We start from the raw sequence: 21651 nt of genomic DNA, 5'->3' as shown, positions 1-21651 counted from the left end.
AGAAAGGAGTAAAGGTTGATTCATTTACAATCCGGCCATCTTGAACTAACATAGAACAATGAGGACGAGAGCTTGCTCGATGTTAACATCAGGTTTGGTATCAAGCAATTAAGGCTGGAGGGTGCAAGCTTGGAGCAGATTACGAACGATGAGTACATGATTTTGAAAAATATGGCTTGTGAACAAATTAAACAATATATAGTAACAAATCGGCTTCAACCAGGTGCGAAGCTGCCGACTGAACGAGATTTGGCGGAGATGCTTGGAGTCAGCAGGACTGTGATTCGGGAAGCACTGGGTACGCTCGAGACGTTGGGTTATATTTATAAAAAGCAAGGAAAAGGCATATTTGTGAAGGAGCCGGATCTATCGCCGTTATTCCATGAAATGCTCTCACTTTGGAGCGGTGACGAACAGCAGCTTACCAACATCCTTAATTTTCGAATTATGTTAGAGCAAGCAGCTATTGAATCGATTATCACTAGTGCTACTTCCGCTGATCTGGATCGATTATACGCGATAATTGAACAATCCGAGCGGGCAACAGGATCCTTCAAGGAGATTGTGAAGCTGGATTATGATTTCCATCGAGAGCTACTAAGTCTCACAGGAAATCCCTTGTTTATCCAATTGACGGATGTAGTCAACCGATATTTTGAAATGATTGCAGGGAATGATAGAAATTCTGATGCTGCTGATAGAGCTGTGGTTACCAACCAGGAGCACAGGCACATTGTCGACTTGATACAAGCAAAGGACAAGGCTGCGGCAGTTCAGCTAATCGTTCAACATTTATCCAAACCAGTTTGACGAGCTGGATAATTCAGTGTCAGATTGAAATCCGCGTCTTGACTCTGGCTATATTGGTACTACCATAATATCTTTATAGAATTAGTGACAAGGAGAGCATATGTCAGAAACCTTACATGTTGATCAATTCGATAAGAACCTCCAAAAGCCGGGTACTAAGCAAAGCTATCTATTAACCTTCGAGGCAGACGAAACGAATGAAGCTGTGATCCCAGTGCATGTAATAAAGGGAGACAGCCCAGGTCAAACTCTGCTCATCCTTGCAGCTGTCCACGGGGATGAGTACGAAGGGGTCCATACGGTTATCGAGCTGTGCAGAGACCTCCAGCCGGAGCATATTAGAGGGACCGTTATTCTCGTTCCGGTTACAAATGTGTTATCGTACTACGGCGTATCTCGAACAACACCTGCGGATGAGCGGAATCTGGCAAGAGAGTTTCCCGGCAGCAAGGACGGGACCGTTACCCAGCGCTTAGCCTGGCAGATTACTGAACATTTGCTGGTCGATGCGGACTTTCTGCTCGACTTCCACAGCGGAGGAGCTTATCTTGCCCTAACGCAATTCGTGGGGTACTACCATCACGATAGCGAAGCTGGAAGACGATCTCAAGCGGCAGCCGAAGCGTTCGGAATGGCGACTGTGTGGGGGCATGAAGAAGTCCTGCCTGGTCGGACGGTGACTACTGCCACAGAAAAGGGGATACCGTGGCTATATACCGAAGGCTATGGGGGAAGACGTGTGAAGCCGGATGAGCAGCTAAGCTACCGTGCTGGAGCATTGCGGCTTATGGAGCACCTAAGCATCCTGCTCCAACCCGAAGCGTGGATTAAAGAAACTGCAACTTCAATCCGCCACAGGCTTAGAGGAGTAGGACACTTTGATCTGGATTCAACGCAAGCGGATACAGATGGATTCTTCATCCCGGCCGTTCAGCTTGGAGATCATGTGAAGCAAGGCGATAAGGTTGGGGCTGTATACGATTGGTTCGGTCAGGAATTGCAAGCCCTACACGCAGAAGTAGAGGGAATCTTAGTATGTTTGACTGGAACCCCAAAGGTTCACAAAGGAATGAATTTGTATATGCTGGCAAGCGAGTGGAAATGACACTATAAAATGAAGGTTGGGGTAAACATGAGACAAGGATTTTATACAGCATTAGGAACACCTTTGGACAGCAACGGAGATTTAGTAGCATCAAGCTTACAATTGCATGTGGAGGATCAGGTAAACTCGGGGGCATCCGGGCTGCTGGTGATGGGTTCAATGGGTCAACAAGCTCAAGTGAAGAATGGAGAATATGTTAAGGTTGTTCAAAAAGCAACTGAGGCAGCACGTGGAGCTTGTCCGGTATTCGTAGGTGTAATGGATAATTCTATTAGCCGGGTCATGGATCGGATCAATAGTTTGGAAGGAATGCAGATTGATGGTGTTGTAGCAACGACTCCTTTTTACTATAGGTCAAGCCAGTCCGAGGTGAAGCAGTTTTTCACAGCTATTGCTGCTGCATCCCCTTACCCCGTCTATATGTACGATCTGCCTTCCGTAACTCAAGTGAAGATCGAACCCGCAACAGTATTGGAGCTTATGAAGGTAAGCAACATCGTAGGAATCAAGACGGGGGATATAACGACGGCACGGATTATACAGCAAGCACTGACACAAGCTCCTTCTGTAACGAATTCCGCTTTTCAGCTCATGTTCAGCGGGCTTGATGTGTTCGATGTTGCCTATGAGTACGGAATCACCAAGCAATTGGACGGCATGTTCGCCTGCACGGCGAAGATTACGGCGAAGCTGTATACAGCGCTGGCTTCCGGGGACCGTGCCACAGCCGCTCAATGTCTCAACGATATTTTGCTGCTTAGAGATCAGTTTGTCGCAGTAGGTGTGTTCCCAGGATTCTCCTATGCGATGAACCTGCTTGGTTTCAGCGGTAATTTCGCCCCAGACTATTCAGGCGTAGTCGATGAGCGTGCTAAGGAAGCGGTAAAGGCCTGCATGCAGCAAGTGGGATTACTTGATTAAGCTTAATTAGTAGGACGGGGGCATCATTCTATGAACATAGAGAGTCAAGGGATATGGAAATATGCGGATCGACTGCCGGGAGTATCACCTGGTAATCGGGTGACTATGGGAGAAGGACAAGTGCCGCTTGTCAAAAGTGTACGTATCGGGGCAGAACTAGGCATACAGGAGCTATATTTCAAGCTGGAATCTTCGAATCCTACTGGCTCCTACAAGGACAGAATAGCGGCACTCGGGGTGTCGCTTGCCAAGGAAGAGGGCAAGTCTGCTTGCATCGGTACGACATCCGGTAATGCGGGGGCATCGATCGCTGCTTATGCAGCCCGGGGAGGGCTGGAATACCATGTCTACGTGCAAGAGAATATTGTGACCTCCAAGCTGGAGCAAATTCTGGTCTATGGCGCACAAGTGTATAAGGTCAGAGGAATGGGCTTCAGCTCGGCCATCGGAGCACAAGTATTCGAGCTGGTTCGTGAACGAGCCCGCAGCAATAGCTGGGAGCCGCTGATCACAGCATTCGCCTATGCGCCGTATGCGATGGAAGCTGTTAAGACGATTGCCTATGAGCTCCATGAGGAGATAGGGACTCCCGATGCAGTATTCGTTCCAGTTGGCGGAGGTGGTTTGTTTGCCGGCATACATCGAGGTTTTCAAGACCTACTGCAGACCGGTCAGCTAACACAGCTTCCACGCATGGCAGCCTGTCAATCGACAGGTTGTTCCAATCTGGTGAAAGGTTGGGAGCAGGGCATTGACAAGCCTGTTACCGGAGATTCTACATCGAGAATATCCGGCATACAGGTACCGAGTCCACCTGATGCTGATCTTGTATTCGCAGGTCTTAAAGAGAGCAACGGGATTGGCCTCTCCATCGAGGATGAGGTTACTTGGAGCTGGCAGGAGCAGTTAGCGGTCAAAGAAGGTATATTCTGTGAACCAGCAGCCGCGATCAGTATGGCGGGGTTAGCACAAGCGGTGCAAAATGGACAGATTCGTCCGACTGACCGGGTGGTATGCATCATTAGCGGAGCGGGATATAAGGACTCCGCACGGGGGGCCGCTATGGTTGCGCCTCGGATTGGCTTGCCCCTTCACGATGTAGAGGAGCTATAGGAAGAAACGACAGTCGCTACTCAGGAGGAACAAATATGAATACAATCCATATTGGAATCGTTGGCTTGGGCAGCTTCGCCAGGCAGCATCTTCAATGCTTGCGGCAATTATCGGGAATACGCATACAAGCTGTTTGCGATATAAGACAGGATGTAGTAGATCAGCTCGCAGAGGAATTGGGCTGTACAGGTTACACGAGTCTAGACGAAATGTTGAGCAAGGAAAGGCTGGATGTTCTGGATATCCTGCTTCCGGAAGCTCTTCATCATGGAGCGGTTGTAGCCGGTCTAGAGGCAGGATGCCATATATTTGTAGAAAAGCCGTTGGAAATCGATTTAAGTAAAGCAACCGAAATCGTTAGTCTGGCAGCGGAGAAGAAATTAATGCTAATGGTCGGCCACGTGACTCGCTTCGACCCGCGTTATCTTGAGATGAAGCGTCAGATCGTAAATGACAAGCTCGGGCGCATTCGATCGATCTATGCAAGACGCAGCGATTTGAAACGGTTCTACCAAATTTACAAACGCACTCCTACTATCTTCGTGCTCGGCGTCCATGATATTGATCAAATTCTGTGGTGTTTGGGAGAGCTTCCTATAGAGGTATATGCAAGGAGCTCCTCCTCCGACGAGGGAGAAGATCTCGTATGGGCCATGCTTACGTTCAGGAATGGAACGATTGCCGTCATCGAGAGCAATTGGCTTGCGCCAGACGCATGGCCGGCGCCACAGGATCAAATGATGCTGGTGAATGGTGAATCCGGTGTCCTGAGGATGGAAGCACCTGACCAAGCAATCCGAATATGCACCAACGAACAGGTTCAACTTCCAAGCCCGTTTCTACTTCAAGAGATTCACGGTCAGGTGCAAGGCCCACTTATGTCTGAGCTTGCTCATTTTATAGCCTGCATTCGCGATGGGGTGGAATCCACAATATTGCCAGTGGAGGACGCTCTGAATGTTGTCCGCGTGGCGGACGCAATCGTTCGCTCCTGTCGGGAGGGACGTCCTGTTATGCTCGGATCGGAGTTAACAGGATGAGACTTAAGGGGCGAATCTACTTGATCGGCAGCGGTAAGCTCGGTATGAATGCCAGTCATGAGCTCGATTGCAATGTGTATCTGCTTGATGGCGGCAGTGAGCAGGCGATCATCGATTGCGGAACAGGCTATGGGGTATCATCGATGCTGGCGGAAGCTGCACTTGACGGGTTCACGGCCGTTGGGATCACCACGATCTGTCTTACCCATGCCCACATGGACCATTGCGGTGGGGCGCACCTGTGGAAGACTGCAACCGGGGCCCAATTGGCCGCCTCAACTGCAACTGCTGCAATAGTGGAGGCGGCGGACGAGACCCGCAATGGTCTGATCGAGGCACGCAGGAGCGGTGTGTACCCGCCTGATTGCCGAATGACGCCAAGCCGAGTGGAGATTGTGTTACAACATGGTGATCAACTGAAGATAGGTGATCTAACGTTAGTGGTTATGTCGACGCCCGGTCACAGCAGTGACATGATCAGTTATTACTGTCCAGAGCTAAATGCCCTTTTTTGCGGGGATACCGTATTTGCCGGAGGGCAGATTGCTGCGCTCAGCACGCCGGATTTCTCTATCCGGCAATTGGAACAATCGATCCATAGGTTGACCGATATAGATGTAGACATTTTGCTGCCGGGGCATCTGTGTCCGATCCTGCGATCAGGCCATGAGGTTATCACGCAAGCTGTTGACCTGTTTACTGCAGTTGGTTCACCGCCTAGCATTGTGTAATTCCATATGAATTGCTTCCTCTTCCTGCCGATGTTAGTATTGGTATAACTATAATAGGTTAAAGAGGAATGAATCGAGTATGGAACCGTTAATTCGCAAATCATTAAAGGATGTCGTTATTGATAAGGTCAAACAATACATTGTGGAGAATGATCTTAAGGCCGGAGACCGATTCCTGAATGAGAAGGAAATCGTAGATATGCTTAAGGTAAGCAGGACCGTTGTGCGCGAAGCGCTTAAGTCCTTAGAGACGATCGGGATTCTGAAGCTTAAGCCTGGAGATGGCATTTACGTTAGCACTGCTTCCTTACAGCAATTGATGGACCAGTTTTACTTCCGCTGGTTGGGAGACCGCAAGAAAATGAGGGAGCTTCTGGAAACCCGAATTATTCTGGAATTAGCCGCTGTGGAGCTTGCTGTCTCCAAGGCGACCCCGCAGCAGCTGCAGGAATTGGATGAATGGAATGATCGGATGGAGCAGGCCATTCGCGATAAACAGCCCATCTTCGATACCGATATCGGATTTCATCGAACGATATTCAAGATAACGGGCAATGATACGTTCTATGAGTTAAGTGAAGTAATAAACCTGTTTTTCTCCGAAATTCGCAGCAATATCGCTTTCCCGAGCTATGGTCATACCCTTGAAGATCACAGACTCATAACAGAATCGATTAGAGCGAAGGCAGTAACACAAGCTAAGGAAGCGATGTCCAAGCATCTCAATCATTTGAAAGCTAACTTTGAGGAATGAACTTACTAAAGTATCTTGAATAATCCCGAGCCCTTAAGATTAGGGGATGGATGACCTAATGAGAGCAGCAAATACAGCCCAAGAGGGCTCTATTTGCTGCTCATTTTCCACCTGATCTTAAGGAGCGTTCACTTTGTCGCCTATTAACTTGCAACCAGATAAGGTAACTCCCCCCTTAGCAGAAATCTTTTGTGGACGTATTGACCTTTGTATAATGTACAATATGAATATCGGGATCCATGAACTCATTTAATAGGGGGCAAAGATCAAGCAATGAAAATGTACCATCGCTGGCTTTTATCTTATCTGCCTGTTTTTCTGGCTATTATCTCGATACTAATCTTTCTATTCTTCACGGCTATGGGGAATTTCTCGAAGCAGCAGGCGGTCAAAGCAAATGAGGTATTTGCCCAAAATGCCCTGCAGACGATAGACTCTTTGCTGAAATTTTCAGAAGAGATGGTTGTCAAAGAAATTCTGACTAATGAGATGATACGGTTGTTTTTTGACGGCAATGAACCGAGCGATCCTTATAAGGATTATCAAATATCACAGAGAATACGCGACCTGTCGACTTATTTACTATCTGTTGACTCTATTTATTTATACCGGAGCTCTGATCAGGTTGTCTTGACCCCTGGTACTATGATTCAGATTGAACAATTTGCTGATCGCGCATTTGTAGAACAGGCGCTTACGGCTAAGGATACCCTAACTTGGACTGAACCCCGTGCGTTTCAAGTATTCCAAGGTGGCGACAACCCTCAACAGCAAGTCATTTCTCTGTCTAAAAGAATACCGCTTAATACAGGCTCCCAAGGTCTAATTATTGCAAATGTACAGATAAGCAAGCTAGAAGAGGCGATCAGAGAGCTTTTGGATTCAGAATTGAATTTCCTCACTCTCTCAGATGCAAACGATGTGTCAATTATGGGGGAGAGTGATAGAGCGGATAAGATTCTTACTAAGCTGACTTCTAATTATACGGGTTGGACGGTAAGATCCGGTTACAAACAAACGAATGCATTCGGTTATTTCTCCTCTCTTTCGAATGGGTGGTATGCGGCCGTACTGTTGTCTGTGTTAGCTGGGATGGTGTGGCTGTTTTTGGCAGCACGTAAAAATTATCGTCCGATTCAACTGATCGAATCCAATATCCGGTTGTATACGAAACGGAATTCCAGAGAGTCTGCATTCGTGGAGCAAAAGGATGAATTTCATTTTATCCGTACAGCGATTGATGAACTGGTAGAGCATTCCCGGGACTATGACAAAAAGGTTGAGGAGAGTGTGGGCTTCCGGCGGAAGTTGTTATTCAAACGAATGATGGAGGCAGCAGAACCGCTCATTGCTGAAGAGTGGGAGCAGGAGATGGACCATGTTGGATTATCCGGCAGGACTAACCATATCGCTGTGATTGTATTAGAGATTGATCGTATTGACGATGTTATCCAAGCTTACTCTCCACAGGATCAAAACCTGCTTAAATTCGCGGTTTCTGCAGCAACGCGGGAAGCCGGACAGCAGGAAAACTTGCAAATATGGTGCGAGTGGATGAGTCAGGCACAATTGGGCATTATAGCGATGGCGGAAGAGGGGCAAATGGAGTCTGAGGACCCACTTAAGCCGTTTTGTATGCAGATTAGGCTATGGACTGAGCAGAACCTGCCTTTTACGATATCGTGTGGAATCGGGTCAATTGTGGACAGCCCTCAACACATATCTCAATCCTACTCGGAAGCACTGGAAGCGCTGCAATACATATCGATGTTCGGCAGCAACACAACGATTTCGTACGGGGATGTTATAACACCTCCGCAGGGGCATGTGCTGCAGTATGCAGAACAGATTAAATTGACGGCACAAGCGTTCCGAGCAGGGGATAACAAGTGGGAGGAGCAGCTTCACGATTTGTTCGTGGTGCTGAAGTCTGCAGCTGTAAGAAGGGAAGATGCAGTTGATTTTATTAACTATCTCATCTTCGCCTTGGACAAGGAATGCAGGACGCTTCCGCCCGAACTCCGGTTAATTTGGGAACAGAAAGCACTCTCGGATATTAGAGAAAATGTAAAAGGCTTCATCAAGATTGAAGAAGCAGAGCAGCCCATTAGCACAATCCTTCAAAGCTTGTCTGAACAATTTCAGCTGAAGAAGAACAAAAGGGAAAGCCATAAGCTCATTATGCAAATCAAGCAGTACATTGAAACCCATTACAACAATCCCGAATTATCGCTCAATCATATTAGTGAAACGTTCCAGCTTCATATGAAAAGCGTTAGCAGATTATTTAAAGAGGAATTCGGTGAAAACTTCGTGGATTATGTAGCCAAAGTGCGGATAGAGCAAGCGAAGCTGTTACTATATGAAGATTCGTCTGATTCCATACAGGAAATTGCCGGCAAGGTCGGTTATTCTCATGCCATTACTTTTATACGTGTGTTTAAGAAATGGGTCGGTACAACACCGGGTGATTACCGTAAAATGAATCGTGATTCCTGATGATCGTCAGCGGAGGAGAATCATCTATCGAGAATTATATCTATTTTGAGGTTGAACTTGGTACTTAAATCAAGAGCAATGTACGAAACCCGCTTGATCAGAAGCGGTTTTTTTGCATTTTCAATTGAAAATGGTCTATTGGCAAGAATCATATCTATTGAACGGAGTCTTCCCTTTCCATATAGTTTGGGATGAACACAGAGCGAAGGTCGGAACGGCATGAGCGTATCATGTAAGCGGTAGCATTCGCATCGAGGAGAGAGGAGAACATTAGAGTGGGCTTGAGATTTCGCAAAAATATTCCGTTGTTTATCATGTTTGTGCCCGTCATTTTGTTTTATGTGTTATTTAAGTATTTGCCCATGCTCGGAGTAGTCATCGCCTTCAAGGATTACAGCTTTATCCAGGGAATTATGCATAGCCCATGGGTTGGTTGGAAGCATTTTCGAATGTTATTCGACAATCCACAATCGTTGGAGATTATTCGTAATACGTTTGTGTTAGGGGGGTTATCTATTTTCATCGGGTTTCCTTTCCCGATTATTCTGGCCATTCTGCTGAATGAACTCAGGAAAATGTGGTTTAAGCGGTTCGTGCAGACGTTAGTCTATTTGCCTCATTTCTTTTCCTGGGTAATTGTAGGCGGAATCGTATTGACGCTATTTGCGCAGGAATCAGGTATCGTCAATCACTTCTTGCGTCTAATAACAGGAGAAGCCTACCCGTTTTTGTACAAATCTGGATCATGGATTGCTATTTTCCTCGGAGCAGGCATATGGAAAGAATCTGGCTTTGCAGCGATTATATATTTGGCCGCACTTAGCTCCATCGACACCAGTCTTTATGAGGCAGCGGGAATGGATGGTGCCAACAAGTGGAAGCAAATGATCCACATTACGATTCCAGGCATTGCTTCGACCATTATCATCATGTTCATCCTATCGATCGGCAACGTGCTTGAAGTTGGATTCGACAAAGTTTTCGTCCTGCAAAATCCCGTTGTTTCGAGTATATCGGAGGTTATCAGTACCTATATTTTTCGAATTGGTATTGAAGGAGCGCAGTTCAGCTTTACTGCTGCACTTGGTTTGTTCGAATCAGTTGTCGGTCTTGTACTTGTTCTCCTAGCAAATAGAACTGCTAGAAAATTCGGAGAAGGTCTATGGTAATGTCCTTTATGGAGAAAGGTGAAGAAAATGAGTGTTTCATTCGGTGAGAAACTGTTTTATCAAATCAATGCAGTGGTTCTCGGTCTGATTGCACTGAGCTGCTTGTTGCCTATCGTTCATGTGGCTGCTGTAAGCTTGAGTGATCCTCACTATATCGTATCTGGCGGTGTTTCGTTCTGGCCGCGGGGATGGAGCCTCAGCTCCTACAATCTTTTGATAAGCGGGACCAGAATTATACAATCGTTCGTGAATAGTGTTCTGATTACGGTTGTGGGTGTGGCTCTAAGCTTGGCGTTTACAGTATTAGCAGCATATCCTCTGTCACGCTCATATATGTACGGCAGAAGATTTTTCACATTGGCGATCGTATTTACAATGCTGTTCAGCGGTGGTATTATCCCCACCTATCTCGTGATCAAAGCATTGGGGTTGATGAACACGTATGGGGCCATATGGTTGCCAGCGTTGATCAGCACCTATTACATGCTAATCATGAGGACCTTCTTCGCAAATATTCCCGGAGAGCTGGAGGAAGCAGCCCGCATGGATGGGTGTGGGGAGTTTCGCTACATGATGCGAATCGTTCTTCCATTGTCTATGCCTGTTATTGCGACCGTTTCCCTTTTCTACGCAGTCGGATACTGGAACACATTCTTAGGTGTGCTTTTGTATATCCAGGATGTCGAGAAATATAATTTGGCTGTATTGGTTCAGCAGATGATCAAAAGTCAATCGTTACTTAGTGAAATAAATAATTTGCCCGTGCAGGAACAGACCGCTGTGACACCTGAAGGTATCAAATCGGCGGGTATTATGGTCATGGTCCTTCCGATGTTGATTATTTATCCTTTCCTACAAAAATATTTTATTCAAGGTGTAATGATTGGTGCGATCAAAGGATGATCAGTTACTGTATCAAGACAGTCTTAAAGGAGGTGATGCGGGTTCACGACGGAAGGACGGATAATAGACATGGTGATACACTGGAAGTGAAAAAACTTATTCTGGAGGGGTCCAACGCATGAAGGTTCAAAACAAACGTAATCATGTAAAAAGATTCAGGCTAGGAATTGTTACGGTACTGTCTATGGCTGCCATGTTGGCAGCGTGTAGCAAAACGACGGATACGCCTGCAACATCTGTGAAGCCGAATGAATCAGCAAAGCCGGCAGCAACTACGCAGCCTTCGCCAACACCTGCCAAGCGTGGAGATATAACAGCATCCATCTATGATAGAGGGAATATTCCTGCGGAGGAAGGTACGCCGATTAAGAACAGATGGACAGAATGGCTCAATCAGAATGGACCTGCAAATGTGAAGTTCATTTCAGTGCCACGAAACGAGTCGGAGCAAAAATTCAACGTCTTGCTTGCTTCAGGGGGAGCTCCAGACATCATGTTTGAATATAGTGCCGGATTCAAAAATACATTATATTCGAAAAAACAATTGATGCCGCTCGATGAAATTATTGAAAAGTACAGCACAGAATACAAAAATTTACTTGCAAAATATCCGGCATTGAAGAAGCTGGGTATGAAAGACGACGGAAAATTGTACGGACTTGGCTATGTTACATCCTTGGATACAAATGTTGTACTCTATGTCCGTAACGATTGGCTGAAAAAGCTGAATCTGGCGGTTCCTAAAACGACTGAGGAAATGTACAAAGTCATTAAAGCCTTTACCGAGCAGGATCCGGATGGCAACGGGAAAAAGGACACCTTTGGAATTCAGCTAAGCAGTGTAGGGGGACAAATCATCGGTGCAATGTTCGGTTATAGTGAATGGGGCGTAAAGGACGGAAATTATGTCCATCAATTTGATCGTGCTGCTGCAAGCAATGCATTTAAGAAACAACTGTACAACGAAGGACTTGTCGATAAAGATTTCTTGACAGACACTAATGGCCAGAAGGCACAACAGGATTTTGTAAACGGCAAGCTCGGTATGTTTGGCGCCAATGGTGGTGCTAATGTGATAGGCTACAAAGTGTTTGAATCATTCAAGAAGAATAACCCTGATGGAGAAATTATCGCTATACCATTGCCGAAAACAGAATTTGGTCAGTTCAGTCCGCCCATTAATCCGCCACTCTTCATCACGACTGTTGTGAATGCAACAGCGAAGAACCCGGAAGCTGTAATCAAATACATCGACTTTCTTGTGAAGGAGTCGACTGGGAAAACGTTGAAGTACGGGATTGAGGGGACGCATTATAAAGTCGGTGCAAACGGTTGTCCTGCACCAATTCAGCCGATATCCACTACACAGGTTTCTTGGACAGCTGACTTCCGGATGTTAGCTTCTCCGATGTCAGAGGGTGATTGCGCAAGGTATATCTCTCAGTTGGATATGAATAAACCGCTTGACAAAGAATTTGCTGAGATTATTAAAGCCTCTGATCAAGCCTATTTGAGTGCCGATCGTCCGATATTTTATGACATCGATCAAAATTCTTTGCCGCCATTACCTGAAAATTTACTTTTGAGCTATACGAACGGGTTAAAAGCTGTAGTTGATATATGGTCAAAGGCTGTTGTAGGTGGTGCCTCTTATCCGATTGAGAAGGCGTTATCAGATGTGAAGTCTGCATGGGAGAATGCTGGCGGCGTGCAGGTAGATGAATTCTATAAGAAGTGGTATACCGACAACAAGGCAACTGTGGTTCATACTAAAGACTGGTATACAAAATAGGTAGCTGTTCTATGAGCGAATAGGTAACCAGTACGTGCATAAGATGGGACTCCGTCATATGTGCGTGCTTGGTCATGCCTATCGGAGGATGAATTTATGCAAATCTAGAGATCGGATCGTTAAGGAATAGAAGGGGGAAGTATTGATGTCAAAGATTAGATTTGCTGTTCTGGGCTGTGGTGGCATATCCGTTTCACATGTAGAAGGAATTAAAAGCTCACCGGGTGCGGAGTTGACAGCCGTTTGCGATGTCTATGAATCAAGTGCCAAGCGGTTCGGAGAGCAGTACGGGGTTCCATATGAGACCGATTATGACAAATTATTAGCTCGTAATGATGTAGACGTTGTTTGCATCTGTACACCGAGCGGGTTGCATGCCGTACAGACGATTCAAGCTGCACAGGCAGGTAAACATGTAATATGTGAGAAGCCGCTTGCGATTAAGAAAGAAGACGCGGAGCGAATGATTGAGGTGTGTCAGCAGCATGGTGTTAAGCTGGCTTCGGTCCTCCCTAGGCGGTTGTCTCCTGCTGCTCAATACGTCAAACGGTTAATTGAGGAAGGAAGGCTTGGCAAGCTCAGTTTATGCTCTGGTTACGGTCGCTACTATAGGGATCAAGCCTATTATGACAGTGCAGGCTGGCGTGGTACATGGGAAATGGACGGCGGTGGTGCGATGATGAATCAAGGCATTCATACGATTGACCTCTTGCAATGGCTTGCTGGACCCGTGGAAACGCTCAATGGCTATGCCCGCACTGTGCTTCGCGATATTGAAGTCGAGGATACTGCCGTTGCTGTTTTGGGCTATAAGAACGGAGCGCTTGGAGTACTCGAGATGACAACAACAGCTTACAAGCAACCCGAGCATCAGATTATTATCCATGGAGATAAGGGCACGGTTATTCTGAAGGGCAATGTAATCACGACTTTGGATATAGTGGGAGAGTCCGTGGAAATACCGGAATTTCCTGTGGAGTCCGGGAGAGAAGGGCATCGACTGCAGATAGAAGATATGGTACAGGCTATTCAGGAAGACAGAGAGCCGGTTATATCTGGGGAAGATGCGAGAGCAGGACTTGCACTGATATGGGGCACATATGACTCGTCCAATCATGGTCAAGAAATTCGATTCGAATAGGAGCTGGAACATTGATACACGACTTCGCTATAGTTGGCTGTCAACATAGTCATATCTCCATGTTTATTGAGGCCATGCTTAAGGCTGGACACAGATGTGTCGGGATTTATGATCGCGATCCACATGTGTTAGCTGCTTCTTTTGCAGAGAAATATAACATACCACTCGTGCAGGATGCGGATGAGATATGGAATTCATCCGCTACGATCATTGGGTCATCAGCAATTAATGACGAGAAAATTGCGATTATTGAAGCCTGCTGCGAGTATGGCAAGCATATCATGCTCGATAAGCCGATTATTACTAACCGCGACGGGTTGAATCGCTTGGAAGCCGTCATGAATCGGGAGCGGATTCAAATTGGGCTCATGCTAACTTCAAGGGATAAACGCTCTCTCTACACCTTGAAGCAAATGATCGATGCCGGCGAGCTCGGAACTTTGCTCTCGATCACGATGCGCAAGCCGCATATGCTGAACCCGAATAGCCGTCAAACCTGGCATTTCTCCAAGCAGCAAAATGGTGGCATCATAATGGATTTATTTATTCATGATTTTGACATTCTGGGTTGGTTGACTGGTCAGGAGCTCGCTTCTACTTCAGCGGTATTAGCCAAGTCAATTTTGCCGGAATATCCGGATTTCTACGATGTTGCTGCTGTTCAAACGGTTTTAAGTGGTGGTGTGGTTGCACAGCTGTATGCAGATTGGCATACGCCTGAGAAATGCTGGAGCTATGGGGATCTTCGCATATTCGTCACAGGAACGCTGGGCAGTGCTGAGATTCGATTAACGGGTGATCCATCGGTCGGACAGGAGGAGTTCTTGTTCACAGTCATGCATGCCAAGCCGTTTGCCAAGATTCCGCTCCGATCAGTACCTTCAACAGTTACAGAAGACTTCTTGCACAGAATTGAAGGGAGACCTCATGAGATTACGCATCATGATTTGCTGGCAGCGTGCCGTGCTGCCGTTGAAGCGGATGAGTGCGCTGTGATCGTAAGAAACAATGGAATGTAACACATGTGTCACAATGATTCCAATGGGAGGGGTTAGTTATGATTGGGAAATGGTTCAGGAGGATTCGAATTTACTTAGTCGTATTGATGATCGTTAGTATGATCCCCATTTACAATTCCGCTGTTGTATTTGGTGAAACGAACGGTGTATTTTTCGAGGACAACATGACCAGCTTTACTGCAGCAGGATGGAACGTAAGTTCAGTGCCCAGAAACGGTGTTTATATTACAGACTCCGGCAATTCCAAAGGGAATCCGAATGGAGTGACGATGAAACCGGTCGAGGCCGGTCAATACTTACTCTATGGCGATCAAGAAGCAGGCTCCAACTACATAACGATGGCCAAAAACTTTTCTATTGGATCTGGAGCCTGGAAGTTGAAGTTCGGTGCGCGATTCGCTGATCTGATGACACCGTACCAGAACCATGTAAACCGAGGAATCATTATAAGAGTCCATGCGAATGAGAAGCAGTACAGCCTTACCTTCAACGATCAGAACAGGGTGATGTTTTTGGGATCGGCGGGAACCTATCAAGATCGGTTAACTATGCCGACTGATAATGCTATTCACGAGTGGAGCATCAACTTTGATGGGATCCAGACGGTGTCGCTCTGGCTCGATGGCGTGAAAGTGGCCGAGCATGCAGGGATGGGAAGGTCATTGCCTGGGACTACGGATGGCATGATCCTTTATAACATTCCACTGGACTGGCAATCCGGAACGAATGAAGTGTATTTCGAGCATATGAAGCTGTACCGACCGGCCAATGGAATTACGGTTGATCCCGACACCCTGACCCTATCGCTAGGCTCGTCTGTTGCATTAAACGCAACGGTAACACCAGCCAATGCTGGAGAGAGAGGTGTAGCATGGTCTTGCTCCGATACGAATATTGCGACTGTTGATGCGAATGGCGTTGTTACGGCCGTAGCTGCAGGTAATGCAACGATTACTGCTACAACTGTAGATGGTGGTTATACGGCTGCCGCTGCCATTGCGGTCATTATAGGGGATATAGGGGTTACAGGTGTAGTGTTGAACCCGACCGAAACGGAGTTGCGTGTCGGTGATCGTCTCCCGTTGACGGCAACTATACAGCCGATTAATGCGAGCAACAAGAATGTCCAGTGGTCCAGCAGCAATACGGCTGTAGTGACAATAGATGCTCAAGGGATCCTGACGGGCGTTTCTTCAGGAATAGCGATGATAACGGTAACGACTGAGGACGGCGGATTTACAGCCAGTTCATTAGTAGAGGTGAAGCCGCTCCCAGTTAGCGAGATCACGCTAAATAAATCCAAAACAGCTATATCGATAGGAGGTAGTGAAACTCTAATAGCTAGCGTGCTTCCAGCGCTTGCCACGGATAAAACGGTATTGTGGAGCAGCAGCAATCCGACTGTCGCCAGCGTGCAGCAGGATGGTACCGTTACGGCGATCTCTGTTGGTAATGCAACGGTCACAGCCGTAACTTATGATGGTGGATTCCTGGCCCGTACGAATATAAAAGTACAGACCATAGTTGGAATATTATTCGAGGATGACGCTTCAAATTTGCAAACTGCAGGATGGGTTCCTGGACCTGTCGCTTTTCCAGTGCCGAATGCATACACGATTGATTCCAGTGTTTCATCTGGAAATCCGCATCAGCTGCCGCTCAAGCCGGTTCAGCCAGGACAATATTTATTCTATGGCGATAAAATAGCGAATGACAATCGCACTTATTCTGCCATTACGAAAAATGTGCCTATAGGGCCCGGTGCGTGGACATTAGAATTCGATGCACGAATCGCGGATTTGATTACACCGCTCGATACCCAAGCCCAGATGGGCATCAACTTTGACATTGTGGCGAATAAGAAGCTTTACCGGGTAACCTTTAACGAACAAGACAAAGTGATCTTCCAAAAGGATGCGGGCGGTACGTACTATGAGAAGCAGGTAGTCGGACTAACGGATAATGTCCTGCACAACTGGGAAATCGTGTTCGATGGATTCGGGACTCTGTCACTCCTGCGCGATCATATCAAACTGGCACAATATGAAGGAATCGGACTAACGTCAGCCAAAGCGGACGGGATCACGATTACAAACTTTCCACTGGAGTGGGAGTCAGGCACGAACGAGTTTTATCTGGACAATCTGAAGCTGATCAAAACGGCGAATAATGTGATTATTCAAGATGATGCTTCGAGCCTCGATACAAGTGGCTGGCAGGCTGATGCGCCAAGTATAGGAGCTTATGTAACAGACCACTCCAAGTCTAACGGGACACTTGCAGGAATGAAGGCGGTTGAAGAGGGGAGATATCTAATCTATGGTGACAATCAAGCAACCGTGACGACACAGGTATATCAATCCGTCGAGATTGGCAATCAACCATGGACCTTGGAATTTGATGCACGAATTGCAAGTCTGATTACATCTGCGGGCAGTAGTCCTACCAAAGGACTAAGCTTCGAAATTGTGGCTAATAACAAAAAATATAGGTTCACTTTGAATGATAAGAACCAGTTGTATGTTTTGAAGAATGCTCCGGATTCTTATGAACAGCTTCCAATCACCTTGCCAACAGATGTGAATTTCCATAATTGGAAAATCGGACTGGATGAAAATGGTCGTACATTTGTGGCGTTGGATGGAGTGAAGCTTGGTGTTTTTGCAGGGGCTGGTCTTAGCGTTGCGGAACCGGAACGGATTAGCTTGATCCAGGATTCCGTTGGAGCTGCGGGAGGTTCAACCGAAGTATATTTGGACAACATCAGAATGGTGACAAATACTCAAACTCTCTGGTATAAACCGTTTCTTAATGGGGTTACGATATTACCTAACTCTGACTCCACATCTGTTGATGCTATTGTCAGTGCAGCCGATATCGATCCGCTCTGGATCGCTGATCAGAGCGTTATGCTTCGGGCTGAACTTTACAAGGGAAATCAATTAATAGCTTGGACGCATCAAGTCGTGGCAGATTCGATCATCCCAATCCACATTAACCCGGAGGGGCAATCTGGTCGAATGAAGCTGGATTTGAGACTTATGAAAGACAATTACGAGATTAATAGCTTAACACAAAATATCGAGCTCCGTTCAGTTGTTGAATCGGTGCATGCCGGCCAAACGATTACAGCAACCGATGATAAAGTGTTTCTCTTCACACAAATGCACGATTTGAAGGATGCACTTGATCAAGACCCGCTTGCTGCTGGGTGGAAGCAATCTCATTACCAGTATGATGGTTCCCGTGAGGGCGGTGTATTCCTAGAAAATCAGAACGAATCCACTGCTTTGCAGGTACCTGTTCATCTCAATGGATGGTTTGGCGTCTATGTAGGGTATATATCCGGTACGCAAGGGTTTTCTATCACGGAAGGAGTCAATGAGCGGACGGTTGTGATCGATGGTGCCAAATTCGATCCTGCAACCGCATACGGTGGCAAGGCGGTTTCTGAGGTATATGTTAAAGCGGCTGATTTCAATGGAGAGACGCTGCAGATTGTCCCGGAACCAGGGAAACAAGCGAGAATCGCTTATCTCAAGTTCAAAAGTCTGACAAGCAATGAAATCATTATCGCTTCCAAGGCAGATGAAGGGGCAAATGGGAAGAGAGTCATCTATAATAACGATGCCAATACCAATCTGGCCATCGGAAAGGTCACCAACGAAGCAACCCTGAAAGCTAATGATGTAGATATTTACGCCAATCAGGATGTCGGTGCGATCTATTACGCTACGGGTACAACATTCCTGACCTTCTACGAAAGTGAGGTTGCTGGAATCCCGTATGCGAGCTTGACACCACAGCAGGAATTGCTTATGAGAGACGTTGACAAAAAAATTCGTGATACTACACTTCAGTTCGTAGCGGATGGTAAAAATCCGTTGCAAATCGTGGCACAAAGATCGCAACAAATCGGAATCGACACTTTCGCTTCCCTTAGAGTGAATGCGTTCTATCCTATGAATCTGTATCCATGGCTGAACGGAAACATTTACCCGCAATACGATGCATATCGATATTTGACTTACTATGGAGCGCCTCTTGGAAATAATTTGAGCTATGGTTATCCAGAGTTTCGTGAAATTATTGAGGATTTATTGTTGGAAGCGGCATCCTTTCAGGGAGTGCAGGGGATCGAGCTCGACTTCAATCGCAATCCGTATGTTCTGGGCTGGGAGCCTGCCATTACGGCCGGGTATATAACCCAGTATGGTGTCGATCCGAAACTGGAGCATACCCCGGCAGGTGCTCAAAGGTGGATGCAATATCGGGCGAACATTATGACCGGATTCCTGAGGGAACTGCGTCAGGTATTGCCGGGTGTTCAAATCTCCGTTCGGGTACCGGACCATGATTATTTCAAAAATGGGTTCGATATTCAAACTTGGATTGATGAAGGCCTCATCGATATACTTGTTCCGTCTTCGGTGAATAGTGAGAAGTTTTGGAGCAATCTTGACGAGTTCGCCGATCTGGTAAGCGGAACGAACGTGAAGCTGTATGGCGGCATCAATTTCAATATCGCTGGAGTAGATTTGTCCAAACAGGAGGAGGATTTGCTCAAGCGTGGAGTGGCCAGCAATATTTCACGGACAAGTGTTTCCAAGGAGCAGTATCTTCTGCGTGCCAACGAGTTCTATGAGGCGGGCTATGATGGCATATACATGTTCAACAACATTGTAGGAACGAATGCTCTTGGGTTGTTGGGTGACAAAGTAAAGGTAGAGAAATGGCATGAATTTGCCTACCCTGCAACATGGGTGAATGGCTTGGTTACGACAACCGGTACGCCTAATAGCTTACTATTGAATGATAATGCGTCCAATCTGACAAGCGCAGCATGGGGAGTAAGCTCGGCGCCGAAGGCGGGTGTGTATATTACGGATTCCGGTAATTCCAAGGGGAATCCCAATGCAGTATCCATGAAGCCGGTTGATGAAGGCCAGTATTTGTTCTATGGGGATCAACAAGCGGGAACAAATTACGTCACCATGAATAAGAGCTTTACAATTGGCTCCGGCGCCTGGAGCTTAAAGCTGAATGCACGCATTGTTGATCTGATGACGCCTTTCCAAAATCATATTAATCGAGGGGTTATCTTCAAGATTACAGCGAACCAGAAGCATTTCAGTATCACCTTCAATGATCAGAACAAGGTGATGTTCCAAGGGATTGCTTCGAATGTCCAAGACCAGCTTAATATGCCAGCCGACCAAGCTTTCCATGATTGGGAAATTAATTTCGATGGCGAGCAAACCCTTTCATTGTGGTTGGATGGTGTTAAACTGGTCGAACATTCCGGAATGGGCAGATCGCTTCCGACAGGTACGGACGGAATGCTTATCTATAACATTCCGCTGGATTGGCAGTCGGGAACAAACGAGGTATATTTCAATTCCATACAATTGATACGAAATACGGGTTTCCTCATGCCAACTGGCATCGAGCTTAATAAAACGGAAACGTTGTTGCCAATAGGCGGTACGGAGACGTTGCTTGCTGTGGTCGCACCAATAACGGTACCGAGCCAAACGGTACTTTGGAGCACGAATGATCAGAATGTGGTGACAGTGGATGACAACGGGAACATCACAGCGATCTCCGAAGGGGTGGCCTATGTCACAGCAACAACAGCAATTGGCGGGCTGACAACAGCGGCCAAAGTGATCGTTTCTAGCGGTGTTGTAGTGCAACTGAAAGATAGCAACGGAAATCCATTGAGTGAAGGAGCCGTAAAATACTATGACGGTGGCTGGAAGGACTTTGGAACAACGGATTCCTCCGGGAGAGCAAGCAAGCATCTGCCTCATAAAACCTATACGTTCTCAATCACTTATGCAGGCACTACAAGTCAACAGGCGCAGAACACAGGAAGTAATCCCGTTGTAGAGTTTCAAACGATTAACGTCAAGGTGCAATTGAAGGATAGTCAGGGTAATGCGCTAGATAGCGGTGAAGTGAAGTATTATGCGGGTGGTTGGCGAACGTTCGGAACGACTGCCGGAGGAGAGGTCAGTAAGGAATTGCTGCCTGGTTCATATTCATTCGGCACGACCTATGAAGGAACGTATACTCAACAAACGCAGAACACGGGAAGTGATCCCGTTGTCGTTTTCAACACAGTAAATGTCAAGGTGCAACTGAAGGATAGTCAGGGTAATGCGCTTGATAGCGGCGAAGTGAAATATTATGCGGGAAGCTGGCGAACGTTCGGGACGACTGCCGGAGGAGAGGTCAGCAAGGAATTGCTGCCTGGTAATTATTCATTCGGCACGACCTATGAAGGAACGTATAATCAGCAAACGCAGAATACGGGAAGTGATCCGGTAGTCGTTTTCAACACGGTAAACGTGAAGGTGCAGTTGAAGGATAGCCAGGGTACTGCACTCGATGGCGGCGAAGTGAAATATTATGCGGGAAGCTGGCGAACGCTCGGAACGACTGCCGGAGGAGAGATCAGCAAGGAATTGCTGCCTGGTTCATATTCATTCGGCATGACCTATGCGGGTACGTACACGCAGAAATCGGAAAATACAACAGCAATTCAAGTGATTGTGTTTCAGCTTCCATAACAAGCAAGATCGGCATTATTCAGGCGGGGCTGTTGTAAATAGCAGCCTCTCTATTACTCAGAGGAGGTTAGTAAAGGAC

The 21651-nt window shown here is 46.7% G+C and carries 14 protein-coding genes; all 14 read left to right on the top strand.

Annotated features, from left to right (window positions below):
* The first annotated feature begins 72 nt into the window (after nt 1-72).
* The gene (locus tag AC58QD_RS10825; RefSeq protein ID WP_497332960.1) at nt 73-810 is read left to right on the top strand and encodes a FadR/GntR family transcriptional regulator; all 738 of its coding nucleotides are present in this window, start codon (nt 73-75) and stop codon (nt 808-810) included.
* A gap of 100 nt (nt 811-910) precedes the next feature.
* On the top strand, nt 911-1915 hold the full coding sequence (locus tag AC58QD_RS10820; RefSeq protein ID WP_497332958.1) for a succinylglutamate desuccinylase/aspartoacylase family protein: 1005 nt from the start codon (nt 911-913) through the stop codon (nt 1913-1915).
* Nucleotides 1916-1942: 27 nt separating this feature from the next.
* Nucleotides 1943-2836 carry a dihydrodipicolinate synthase family protein gene (locus AC58QD_RS10815; RefSeq protein WP_497332956.1) on the top strand — a complete coding sequence of 298 codons (894 nt, stop codon included), beginning with the start codon at nt 1943-1945 and terminating at the stop codon, nt 2834-2836.
* A 30-nt stretch (nt 2837-2866) separates the two neighbouring features.
* Entirely contained in the window at nt 2867-3949 is a 1083-nt protein-coding gene (locus tag AC58QD_RS10810) for a pyridoxal-phosphate dependent enzyme (RefSeq protein WP_497332954.1), read from the top strand.
* A gap of 35 nt (nt 3950-3984) precedes the next feature.
* Nucleotides 3985-4989, top strand: a complete 1005-nt coding sequence (locus AC58QD_RS10805; RefSeq protein WP_497332952.1) for a Gfo/Idh/MocA family protein — start codon at nt 3985-3987, stop codon at nt 4987-4989.
* Nucleotides 4986-5720, top strand: a complete 735-nt coding sequence (locus AC58QD_RS10800) for an MBL fold metallo-hydrolase (protein ID WP_497332950.1) — start codon at nt 4986-4988, stop codon at nt 5718-5720. Before AC58QD_RS10805 ends, AC58QD_RS10800 begins: the two co-directional genes overlap by 4 nt.
* A gap of 79 nt (nt 5721-5799) precedes the next feature.
* Complete coding sequence (locus AC58QD_RS10795) at nt 5800-6474, top strand: FadR/GntR family transcriptional regulator (RefSeq protein ID WP_497332948.1); 675 nt, start codon at nt 5800-5802, stop codon at nt 6472-6474.
* A 273-nt stretch (nt 6475-6747) separates the two neighbouring features.
* Nucleotides 6748-8973: a helix-turn-helix domain-containing protein gene (locus AC58QD_RS10790; RefSeq protein WP_497332946.1), complete on the top strand. Its 2226-nt coding sequence runs from the start codon at nt 6748-6750 to the stop codon at nt 8971-8973.
* Nucleotides 8974-9248: 275 nt separating this feature from the next.
* Nucleotides 9249-10142: an ABC transporter permease gene (locus tag AC58QD_RS10785; protein ID WP_497332945.1), complete on the top strand. Its 894-nt coding sequence runs from the start codon at nt 9249-9251 to the stop codon at nt 10140-10142.
* Nucleotides 10143-10169: 27 nt separating this feature from the next.
* Entirely contained in the window at nt 10170-11045 is an 876-nt protein-coding gene (locus AC58QD_RS10780) for a carbohydrate ABC transporter permease (protein ID WP_497332944.1), read from the top strand.
* A 118-nt stretch (nt 11046-11163) separates the two neighbouring features.
* Nucleotides 11164-12837: an extracellular solute-binding protein gene (locus tag AC58QD_RS10775; protein ID WP_497332942.1), complete on the top strand. Its 1674-nt coding sequence runs from the start codon at nt 11164-11166 to the stop codon at nt 12835-12837.
* A gap of 145 nt (nt 12838-12982) precedes the next feature.
* Complete coding sequence (locus AC58QD_RS10770) at nt 12983-13978, top strand: Gfo/Idh/MocA family protein (protein WP_497332940.1); 996 nt, start codon at nt 12983-12985, stop codon at nt 13976-13978.
* 11 nt (nt 13979-13989) lie between these two features.
* Entirely contained in the window at nt 13990-14997 is a 1008-nt protein-coding gene (locus tag AC58QD_RS10765; protein WP_497332938.1) for a Gfo/Idh/MocA family protein, read from the top strand.
* Nucleotides 14998-15035: 38 nt separating this feature from the next.
* Nucleotides 15036-21572, top strand: coding sequence for an Ig-like domain-containing protein (locus AC58QD_RS10760; protein WP_497332936.1), 6537 nt, complete (start codon nt 15036-15038; stop codon nt 21570-21572).
* The last annotated feature ends 79 nt before the right edge of the window (nt 21573-21651 follow it).

It is taken from the genome of Paenibacillus sp. J2R1T-4 (assembly GCF_059692235.1).
Note: the sequence above shows the minus strand (reverse complement) of the source record. Positions and strands in the feature narration are given on the sequence as shown.